The sequence below is a fragment of the Streptomyces sp. 8L genome, from assembly GCF_020176795.1.
GTDB lineage: Bacteria > Actinomycetota > Actinomycetes > Streptomycetales > Streptomycetaceae > Streptomyces.
Genome location: NZ_JAIUKE010000255.1, coordinates 1 through 9,429, shown reverse-complemented (window position 1 = coordinate 9,429; position 9,429 = coordinate 1). Strand labels below are relative to the sequence as shown.

Genomic DNA, 9,429 nt, shown 5'->3' with positions numbered 1-9,429 from the left:
GGGGGCGGGGGGCGGGGGGGCGGGGCCCCCCCCGCGCCCCCCCCCCGCCCCCCCGCCCCCCCCCCCCCCGGGGGGGCGCCGGGGGGGGGCGGGGGGGGGGGGGGGCCCCCCCCCCCCCCCGCCGGCATCGTGACCGGTATCGGTATCGGGAGGAGGGACGTCGGGAGTGAGCACCAAGGACTTCGTCGAGAAGGACTACTACAAGGTCCTCGGCGTCCCCAAGGACGCCACGGAAGCCGAGATCAAGAAGGCGTACCGGAAACTCGCGCGCGAGTTCCACCCGGACGCCAACAAGGGTGACGCGAAGGCCGAGGAGCGCTTCAAGGAGATCTCCGAGGCGAACGACATCCTCGGCGACGCGAAGCGGCGCAAGGAGTACGACGAGGCGCGCAGTCTGTTCGGGAACGGCGGATTCCGCCCGGGTCCCGGCGGCGGTGGCGGCGGTGGGACGTTCAACTTCGACCTCGGCGACCTCTTCGGCGGCGGCCCCCAGGGCGGCGGCGCCGGCGCGCCCGGCGGCTTCGGCGGCGGCCTCGGGGACGTCTTCGGCGGGCTGTTCAACCGCGGCGGTGGCGGCGGTACGCGTACACAGCCGCGCCGCGGCCAGGACATCGAGTCCGAGGTGACGCTGAACTTCACCGAGGCCGTCGACGGGGCGACCGTCCCGCTCAGGATGTCCAGCCAGGCGCCCTGCAAGGCGTGTTCGGGCACCGGCGACAAGAACGGCACGCCCCGCGTGTGCCCGACCTGCGTCGGCACCGGGCAGGTGTCGCGCGGCACCGGCGGCGGATTCTCGCTGACCGACCCGTGCGTCGACTGCAAGGGCCGCGGGCTGATCGCCCAGGACCCCTGCGACGTCTGCAAGGGCAGCGGGCGCGCCAAGTCGTCGCGGTCCATCCAGGTCCGCATCCCCGCGGGCGTCTCGGACGGGCAGCGCATCAGGCTGCGCGGCAAGGGCACCCCCGGCGAGCGCGGCGGCCCGGCCGGCGACCTTTATGTCGTCGTCCATGTGGGTACGCATCCCGTGTTCGGCCGCAAGGGCGACAACCTCACCGTGACCGTGCCGGTCACGTATCCCGAGGCGGCGCTCGGCGGCGAGGTCAAGGTGCCGACCCTGGGCGGACCCCCGGTGACGCTGAAGCTGCCGGCGGGCACACCCAACGGGCGCACCATGCGTGCCCGCGGCAAGGGCGCCGTACGCAAGGACGGCACCCGCGGGGACCTGCTCGTCACGGTCGAGGTGACTGTGCCGAAGGACCTCGGGACCGACGCCCGCGACGCGCTGGAGGCGTACCGGAAGGCCACCGCGGGCGACGACCCGAGGGCGGAGTTGTTCCAGGCAGCGAAGGGAGCATGACGGCATGGACAGGGACGGCGGCGGCGCCAGGCGCCGCGTCTCCGCCGGTTTCGGCGGGGCGTACGAGCTGACGGAGGAGACCCCGGTCTACGTCATCTCGGTGGCGGCCCAACTGTCCGGGCTGCACCCCCAGACGCTCCGGCAGTACGACAGGCTCGGGCTCGTCTCCCCGGACCGCACGGCCGGGCGCGGCAGACGCTACTCGGCGCGCGACATCCAACTGCTCCGTCAGGTACAGCAGTTGTCGCAGGACGAGGGCATCAACCTGGCCGGCATCAAGCGGATCATCGAGCTGGAGAACCAGGTCGCCGCGTTGCAGGCGAGGGTCGCGGAGCTGGGCGCCGCGGTCGACGGCGCGGCGGCGGCGATGCGGCAGCGCGAGGCGCAGGTGCACGCCTCGTATCGGCGCGATCTGGTGCCGTACGAGGATGTGCGGCAGGCGAGCGCGCTGGTCGTGTGGCGCCCGAAGCGCCCGGAGTGACGCGGGGCTCTGACGTGCCGGGAGTGACGTGCCGGGCCGCGTGCCCGGAGTGACACGAGGGACCGCGCAGGGCCCGGGTGAGAGGTGTTGTGGGGGGGGGGGGGGGGGGCCCCGGGGCCCCCCCCCCCCCCCGGGTGTTGGGCCCCCCCCCGCCCCCCCCCCCCCCCCGGGCCCCGGGGGCGGGGGGGGTGGCGGGGGGGGGGGGGGCGGGGCGGGGCGGGGGGCCGGGGGGGGCGGGGGGCCCCGCGGGGGGGGGGGGGGTGGGGGGGGGGGGGGGGGGGCCCCCCGCCCGGGGCCCCCCCCCCCTCACTCGTATGCTGAGCACGCGCCGTACGCCCTGCGCCGCCCGTGCCCCTGTCAGTCGAGTTCGCGCTCCGGGCTGACGGCCCACCAGTGGACCAGCTGATAGACCGTGCGGAAGCCGAGGCGGCCGCGCAGATCGGTGAGGTGCGCGTTGATGGTGCGCGCGCTGTAGCCGAGTGCCTTGGCGATCTGCTGCTGGTCGTGCCCGACGCACAGTTCGCGCAGGATGGCGCGCTGGAGCGGCGTACTGACGATGTCGTCGTCGGCGGGGGCGGGGCTGAACCAGTCGTCGGCGCGGTCCCACTGCTGCTGGAAGACGTCGGCGAGGAACGCGCACACGGCGGGGTCGCGGACGTGCCAGGCGCCGGCGTGGGTCGGGCGGCCTTCGAGGCTGTCGGCGAGGAACGCCTGTCTTCGGTCGAAGACGACCATCGTGAGGAACGGGCTCGCCAGGGTGCGGAACCGTCCGCCCTTCGGCGCCATGAACCGGACCCGGTCGTGGACGGCCGGATTCCCCCGGCTGCTCACGTGGTAGAGGGTGTGCACGGCGATGCCCCGCTGGAGCATCTTCGCGTCCCTGTCCTCCGTCAGCGCGAGAGTGCGGCGGGAGCGGGGCCCCGGCCTTGCCGACATCACTTCCTCGCGCGCCGTGTCGCTGGCCGCGCTGATCAGCCGGTTGACCGCGTCCGTGCCTTCCAGGAAGACGGACGCGGAGGGCGCGGAATCCTCGCCGGACGGCAGCCGCGAACGCAGATCGTTCATGACGGCGGGAAGGTCGGCGAACAGCTCCATCGAGCGGGACACGGCTTCCGAGACGGACTGGCGCAGGCGCTGCTCGGCGTGGTCGAGTCCGACCGCCGTGAGAAGGCCGCTGACCGGGTCGCGGATCGCGAGGCCGCGCTCCTCAAGGACGGCGATGCCCGGCGTGCCCCGCGGCACGGATTCCCCGGCGGCGAGCCGTGCGTACAGCTTCCTGGCCTCTACGGGAAGCAGGGCCCCGTGGTCAAAGGCGGCTTCTTCGGCCATCCCCACCTTCAAGAATCGGAACTTCCGATCTACGCAGACCCCGCCGTCTTGTCCCGGGATCAACGGTCGGGCAGCGTATCTCACCATACGTACGGGCCCGTTCGCGCACGGTTGGAGAGCGTCACTGTCAGTTGCTGTGATCCAATATCCCCGACTGCGCGATGAGATAACCGAGTTGTGCGCGACTGCCACTGCCCAGGGATGCGGCCAGTTTGGCGATGTGCGCGCGGCAGGTACGTACGTTCATGCCGAGACGCCGTGCGATGGCCTCGTCCACCAGCCCTTCGACCAGCAGCTTCGCGATCGAGCGCTGGACGCCGGTCACGCCGCCCGAGGTCGGCCCGTAGGCCACCTGCTCCGCGAGGGGGGTGGCGAGGCGCCAGAGCTGCTCGAAGACCTTGATGAGGTAGGTGACCAGGCCGGGATGGCGCAGTTCCAGGGCGACTTCGGGGTCGTCCCCGGCCGGGATGAAGGCGACGGTGTCGTCGCAGACGATCATGCGGCCGATGAGTTCCTCGAGTGTGCGTATCTCGACGGACCCGCTGGCCAGCCGGCTCACGTAGGCCAGCGTCCCCTGGCTGTGGCGGACCGTGTGCTGGTACAGCGTGCGCATGCTGACGCCGCGGTCGATGAGCGGCTGGTCCCGCTCCAGGGCCTGGTTGAGGATGTTCTCGCGCCGCCCGCCGCCCGGCTGGACGGTCAGCATCTCGGTCCTGCACTCCGACGTGGCCAGGTTGAGCGCGGCGTTGATCCGGTCTATCCCCTCCAGGACGGTGATCGAGTGCGTCGGCGCGGGGCTCCTCGCGCTGATGGCGAGGAAGGGCTCGAAGGACTCGGCGAGATCGACCGTCAGTTTCCTGCGCTCCTGGATCTCGCGTTCGATGGGGTGGAGCCGCTGGGTGAGCGCGACCGACGGCGGAACGGGTCTCAGCCAGTTCGGGTCGTCAGGATCTGGACGCAGAAGGGCGAATTCCAGCAGGCAGGGGGCCGCCTCCGCCTCCGTCCTGAGGATGCGACCGGCAGTGAGTGCGGTGGCGTAGAGCTGTGCTCCTTCGTCACACAACTCACTCAGCTCGTGGTGATGTGTCTGCTTTATCTCTGTCGGCGCCATTTGCCCACCCCCCAGGGTCCTGTACGTGCAAGAACATGATGCATCGTCCCTGTGGCGTTGACGTGCCTGGATGAGTCATCGTTCTTTGAGCCGGGGGAAGAGGAACTCATCAGATAGGGACGAAGCCGACTATGCGTAAGAGAACGCTCCGTTTCACCGTGGCCGCAGCCCTCTCCGCAGCAGTTGTGGGCGGAGTTCTCAGCGGTATCGCCAGTACCTCGGTCACGCAGGGTGACAGCGGCTGGGGCGCGAAGCCGTTCAGCTCCTCCGCGAGTCACTATCTCGCCGACAGCGGCTGGGGCGCGACACCGTTCGGCTCTTCCGCCGGTCACTACCTCGATCCCGGTGACAGCGGTTGGGGCAGCCAGCCCTCGGGTGCGCACGAGAACGGTGCGGTGCCCGGAACCACGACGGCATGACAACCCCTGCGGACGACAGAAGCCTTCGGCGCGAGATGGCCGCGGCCTACCGGTCGGGGTGGCACTTCATCGATCTCGTGTCCGCGATTCCGCGGCGCGGGGACTCGTTGAGGGTCACACTGTTCGGAGAGCCCGTGCTCGTCGTGCGCGAGGAGGACGACGACGTCCGTGCGTACCGCTGCTTGCGCCGTCCCCGCGGCGCACCGCAAATGGTCCGATGCTGCATCAGGTATGACATGATTTTTGTTAACCTCGATCGGCGGGATCATGAGCTCGTAGGACCACAACCCCACACAGCCACCCCCCGCAGTGCTTGAGCGATTCCCCCGTCGTAACTAGTCGCTCAGGCGCTTCCCCCACACAACGGCGCCATCGTGGACCTGAAACGCGATGGCGCCGTTGTGCTGCCCGGACGCGGGTGGCGCTCCGCCGCGTCGGGTCAGGGGCGGCCCATCGCCCGGTCGAGGGTGATCTCGATGACCACGCGGTCCGGGTTCGGGGCCGGCGTACGGCTGTAGCGCTCCGCGTAGCGCGCCACCGCATCGGCGACGGCCTCCGGGTCCGTGCGGACCCTCGCCCGGCCCTCCAGTGTGGCCCAGCGGCCCGCCGCCACCTGGCAGACCGCGACCCGCGCGCCCGGCGCGCCGTCCGTTGAGGCCCCAGCCCGCGCATCCGCCTCCCTGCGCGTCTCCGCCAGGATGTTCGCGACCTTCCTGCTGTGCCTGTTGGCGATCACGCGGGCGAGCCCCGTCTCCGGGTCGTAGGTGACACCGACCGGCACCAGGTGCGGCGAGCCGTCCGGACGCCGGGTGGCCAGGGTGCAGAAGTGCCGGTCCCGCCAGAACTCCAGGAACTCGGGGCCGGGGTCGCGTATGTCGTGCGTCATGCCATGAGCCTAGGTCCGGCCCCGGGGGCGGCCGGGGCCCGTCCGGGTGCGATCAGGGTGCGATCAGGGACGTCTCCGGGTCCCGTTTTGGGGTTGAGTGGAATAGACTCAACTTTACGCAGGTTCGTATAGTCAGGATTGAGGGACAGGAGGAGAGAGCGCACGTGGACGCCGAGCTGACCAACAGGAGCCGGGAAGCCATCAGTGCCGCGAGCAACAGCGCCGTGGCCGAGGGGCATCCGGATCTGACACCCGCCCATCTTCTGCTCGCGCTGCTCGCGGGGCAGGACAACGAGAATGTGACCGATCTGCTGTCGGCCGTCGAGGCCGACCTGGCCGCGGTGCGCTCGGGCGCGGAGCGGCTGCTGGCCGGGCTGCCCAGCGTCGCCGGGTCCACCGTCGCGCCGCCGCAGGCCAACCGGGACCTGCTCGCCGTGATCGCGGACGCGACCGCGCGGGCCCGCGATCTCGGTGACGAGTTCGTGTCGACGGAGCACCTGCTCATCGGCATCGCGGCGAAGGGCGGCCAGGCCGGTGAGGTGCTGGCGGGCCAGGGGGCCACCGCCGAAAAGCTTTCCGACGCTTTCGAGAAGTCCAGGGGAGGACGCCGGGTGACCACACCCGATCCGGAGGGGAACTACAAGGCGCTGGAGAAGTTCGGTACGGACTTCACCGCCGCCGCGCGCGAGGGCAGGCTCGACCCGGTCATCGGCCGGGACCACGAGATCCGCCGCGTCGTGCAGGTCCTCTCCCGCCGCACGAAGAACAACCCGGTGCTCATCGGCGAGCCCGGCGTCGGCAAGACCGCCGTCGTCGAGGGCCTCGCGCAGCGCATCGACAAGGGCGACGTGCCCGAGTCGCTGAAGAACAAGCGGCTGATCTCGCTCGACCTCGGCGCGATGGTCGCGGGCGCGAAGTACCGCGGCGAGTTCGAGGAGCGCCTGAAGACCGTCCTGTCCGAGATCAAGGACAGCGACGGCCAGATCATCACCTTCATCGACGAGCTGCACACCGTCGTCGGCGCCGGCGCGGGCGGCGACTCCGCCATGGACGCGGGCAACATGCTCAAGCCGATGCTGGCGCGCGGCGAACTGCGCATGGTCGGCGCCACCACGCTGGACGAGTACCGCGAGCACATCGAGAAGGACGCCGCGCTGGAGCGCCGCTTCCAGCAGGTGCTGGTCGCGGAGCCCTCGGTCGAGGACAGCATCGCGATCCTGCGCGGTCTCAAGGGCCGGTACGAGGCGCACCACAAGGTGCAGATCGCGGACGCCGCGCTGGTCGCCTCCGCCACGCTCTCCGACCGCTACATCACGTCGCGCTTCCTGCCGGACAAGGCCATCGACTTGGTGGACGAGGCCGCGTCCCGGCTGCGCATGGAGATCGACTCGTCGCCCGTCGAGATCGACGAGCTCCAGCGCGTGGTGGACCGGCTCAGCATGGAGGAGCTGGCGCTGAAGAACGAGTCGGACCCCGGCTCGGTGGCGCGCCTGGAGAAGCTGCGCCGCGACCTGGAGAACCGCAAGGAGGAGCTGCGCGGCCTGACCGCGCGGTGGGAGAAGGAGAAGAAGGGCCTCAACCGCGTCGGTGAGCTGAAGGAGCGCATCGACGAGCTGCACGGCCAGGCGGAGCGCGCGCAGCGCGACGGCGACTTCGACACCGCCTCCAAGCTGCTGTACGGGGAGATCCCTGCGGTGGAGCAGGAGCTCGCGGAGGCCGCCGCCGAGGAGGAGGAGCAGGAGAGCGAGAAGAACACCATGGTCAAGGAGGAGGTCGGCCCCGACGACATCGCCGATGTGGTCGCCGCCTGGACCGGCATCCCCGCGGGCCGCCTGCTGGAGGGCGAGACGCAGAAGCTGCTGCGCATGGAGGACGAGCTCGGCAAGCGGCTGATCGGCCAGACCCAGGCCGTACGGGCGGTGTCCGACGCGGTGCGCCGCACGCGCGCCGGGATCTCGGACCCCGACCGGCCGACCGGCTCGTTCCTCTTCCTCGGCCCGACCGGCGTCGGCAAGACCGAGCTGGCGCGTGCGCTCGCGGACTTCCTCTTCGACGACGAGCGCGCCATGATCCGCATCGACATGAGCGAGTACGGCGAGAAGCACTCCGTCGCACGGCTCGTCGGCGCCCCTCCCGGCTATGTCGGCTACGAGGAGGGCGGCCAGCTCACCGAGGCGGTGCGGCGCAGGCCGTACGCGGTGGTGCTGCTCGACGAGGTCGAGAAGGCGCACCCCGAGGTGTTCGACGTCCTGCTCCAGGTGCTGGACGACGGGCGCCTGACCGACGGCCAGGGCCGGACGGTCGACTTCCGCAACGTCATCCTGGTGCTGACGTCGAACCTCGGCAGCCAGTACCTGGTGGAGACGGGCCCGTCGGAGGAGGAGAAGCGCGAGCAGGTGCTCGCGGTCGTACGGTCGTCCTTCAAGCCCGAGTTCCTCAACCGGCTCGACGACATGGTGGTCTTCTCGGCCCTGAACCGCGAGGAGCTGGCGCGCATCGCCCGGCTCCAGGTGGACCGGCTCGCGAAGCGCCTGGCCGAGCGCAGGCTGACGCTGGACGTCACCCCCGCGGCGCTCGACTGGCTGGCGGAGGAGGGCAACGACCCGGCGTACGGCGCCCGTCCGCTGCGCCGCCTGGTGCAGAGCGCGATCGGCGACCGGCTCGCGAAGGAGATCCTCTCGGGCGAGGTGACCGACGGCGACACCGTACGGGTGGACCGCTTCGGCGAGGGCCTGATCGTCGGCCCCGCGGCCGGGGTCGACGAGGCTCTCGCGGCGGAGGGCTCCGAGGTCTCCGAGGGCACGGAAGGCGCCGATGACGCCGGGGAGCGGCCCGCGAAGACGCTGTGACCCACGCGCGGCCCGGGCCCCCCCCCCCGGGGGCGGGCCCGGGGCGGGGGGGGGGGGGGCCGCGCCCCCCGGGGGGGCGCGCCCCGGGGGGGCGGGGGGGGGGNNNGGCCCCCCCCCCCGCCCCCCCCGCGGGGGGGCGCCCCCCGCCCCCGCCGCCCCCCCCCCCCCGCCCCCCCCCCCGCCCCCCCCCCCCCCCCCCCCGGCCCCCCGGGCGTGCGCACGCCCGACGTCGGTACGCCGGTTCCGTGGCGGCGCCGGGCCCGCGGCGGTGTAGGCGCGCCCCCGGCGGGCAGGCGACTGGGGCGGCGGAGGGACGGGCAGGTAAACGCCGGACCCGCGCCCACCTGGCTTGCCATTTCCCGGCCGCGATGAGGGAGGATGGCGGGAACCGTACGAAGGGAAGAACACGGTGAGCATCGATCCGTCCTCGATTCCAAACTTCGGGGGACGTCCCGAGCCGGAGCCGGCTTCCGGAGGCGCGGCTCCCGTCGTCGTCCCGGACCAGGACCTGGTCAAGCAGCTCCTCGACCAGATGGAGCTGAAGTACGTCGTCGACGACGAGGGCGACCTCGCGGCGCCGTGGGAGGAATTCCGCACGTACTTCATGTTCCGCGGCGACGAGGAGCAGCAGGTCTTCTCCGTGCGCACGTTCTACGACCGGCCGCACCAGGTCGACGGGAAGCTCCAGCTCCTGGAGCTGATCGACGACTGGAACCGGCGCACCCTGTGGCCGAAGGTCTACAGCCACGTCCACGAGGAGGAGGACGGCCCGCCGACCGTCCGCCTCATCGGCGAGGCCCAGATGCTGATCGGCACCGGAGTGGGCATCGACCACTTCGTGTCGTCCACGGTCAGCTGGGTGCGCGCGTCGATCGAGTTCGACAAGTGGCTCGTGGAGCAGCTGGGGCTCGAACCGGGCGACGAGAAGCCCGAGGACGTGTAGCACCCCGCGAGCAAGCCGACCCACCGGCCCCCGCCACCGCACGGTGCCGGGGGC

8 protein-coding genes and 1 pseudogene are annotated in these 9,429 nt (G+C 71.8%); 6 read left to right on the top strand and 3 right to left on the bottom strand.

Features of this window, described 5'->3' with window-relative positions; translation table 11 throughout:
* Nucleotides 1–166: 166 nt before the first annotated feature.
* Nucleotides 167–1,357, top strand: coding sequence for a molecular chaperone DnaJ (gene dnaJ, locus LCE31_RS21370; protein ID WP_225016539.1), 1,191 nt, complete (start codon nucleotides 167–169; stop codon nucleotides 1,355–1,357).
* A gap of 4 nt (nucleotides 1,358–1,361) precedes the next feature.
* On the top strand, nucleotides 1,362–1,838 hold the full coding sequence (locus tag LCE31_RS21365; protein ID WP_225016537.1) for a heat shock protein transcriptional repressor HspR: 477 nt from the start codon (nucleotides 1,362–1,364) through the stop codon (nucleotides 1,836–1,838).
* Nucleotides 1,839–2,195: 357 nt separating this feature from the next.
* On the opposite strand, the gene LCE31_RS21355 is transcribed toward LCE31_RS21365, so the two are convergent.
* Entirely contained in the window at nucleotides 2,196–3,167 is a 972-nt protein-coding gene (locus LCE31_RS21355) for a helix-turn-helix transcriptional regulator (RefSeq protein ID WP_225016518.1), read from the bottom strand.
* Nucleotides 3,168–3,294: 127 nt separating this feature from the next.
* Nucleotides 3,295–4,278, bottom strand: a complete 984-nt coding sequence (locus tag LCE31_RS21350; protein WP_225016517.1) for a helix-turn-helix transcriptional regulator — start codon at nucleotides 4,276–4,278, stop codon at nucleotides 3,295–3,297.
* Nucleotides 4,279–4,409: 131 nt separating this feature from the next.
* Here LCE31_RS21350 and LCE31_RS21345 point away from each other — a divergent pair, with 131 nt between their 5' ends.
* The gene (locus LCE31_RS21345) at nucleotides 4,410–4,697 is read left to right on the top strand and encodes a hypothetical protein (protein ID WP_225016515.1); all 288 of its coding nucleotides are present in this window, start codon (nucleotides 4,410–4,412) and stop codon (nucleotides 4,695–4,697) included.
* A complete protein-coding gene (locus tag LCE31_RS21340; protein ID WP_225016513.1) occupies nucleotides 4,694–5,014 on the top strand; it encodes a (2Fe-2S)-binding protein in 321 nt (106 codons plus the stop codon). Before LCE31_RS21345 ends, LCE31_RS21340 begins: the two co-directional genes overlap by 4 nt.
* 122 nt (nucleotides 5,015–5,136) lie before the next feature.
* On the opposite strand, the gene LCE31_RS21335 is transcribed toward LCE31_RS21340, so the two are convergent.
* Nucleotides 5,137–5,583, bottom strand: a complete 447-nt coding sequence (locus LCE31_RS21335; RefSeq protein WP_225016511.1) for a pyridoxamine 5'-phosphate oxidase family protein — start codon at nucleotides 5,581–5,583, stop codon at nucleotides 5,137–5,139.
* Between the two features lie 164 nt (nucleotides 5,584–5,747).
* Between LCE31_RS21335 and clpB the strand changes: the two are divergent.
* A pseudogene (gene clpB, locus LCE31_RS21330) lies at nucleotides 5,748–8,339 on the top strand (ATP-dependent chaperone ClpB); the annotation flags it as partial.
* A 502-nt stretch (nucleotides 8,340–8,841) separates the two neighbouring features.
* Entirely contained in the window at nucleotides 8,842–9,375 is a 534-nt protein-coding gene (locus tag LCE31_RS21325; protein WP_225016509.1) for a YbjN domain-containing protein, read from the top strand.
* The last annotated feature ends 54 nt before the right edge of the window (nucleotides 9,376–9,429 follow it).

Bases quoted from the DNA above. Each gene is read 5' to 3' on its own strand.
- LCE31_RS21355 (WP_225016518.1), bottom strand. From the start codon at position 3,167: ATGGCCGAAGAAGCCGCCTTTGACCACGGGGCCCTGCTTCCCGTAGAG.
- LCE31_RS21340 (WP_225016513.1), top strand. From the start codon at position 4,694: ATGACAACCCCTGCGGACGACAGAAGCCTTCGGCGCGAGATGGCCGCG.
- LCE31_RS21365 (WP_225016537.1), top strand. From the start codon at position 1,362: ATGGACAGGGACGGCGGCGGCGCCAGGCGCCGCGTCTCCGCCGGTTTC.
- LCE31_RS21335 (WP_225016511.1), bottom strand. From the start codon at position 5,583: ATGACGCACGACATACGCGACCCCGGCCCCGAGTTCCTGGAGTTCTGG.
- LCE31_RS21350 (WP_225016517.1), bottom strand. From the start codon at position 4,278: ATGGCGCCGACAGAGATAAAGCAGACACATCACCACGAGCTGAGTGAG.
- LCE31_RS21345 (WP_225016515.1), top strand. From the start codon at position 4,410: ATGCGTAAGAGAACGCTCCGTTTCACCGTGGCCGCAGCCCTCTCCGCA.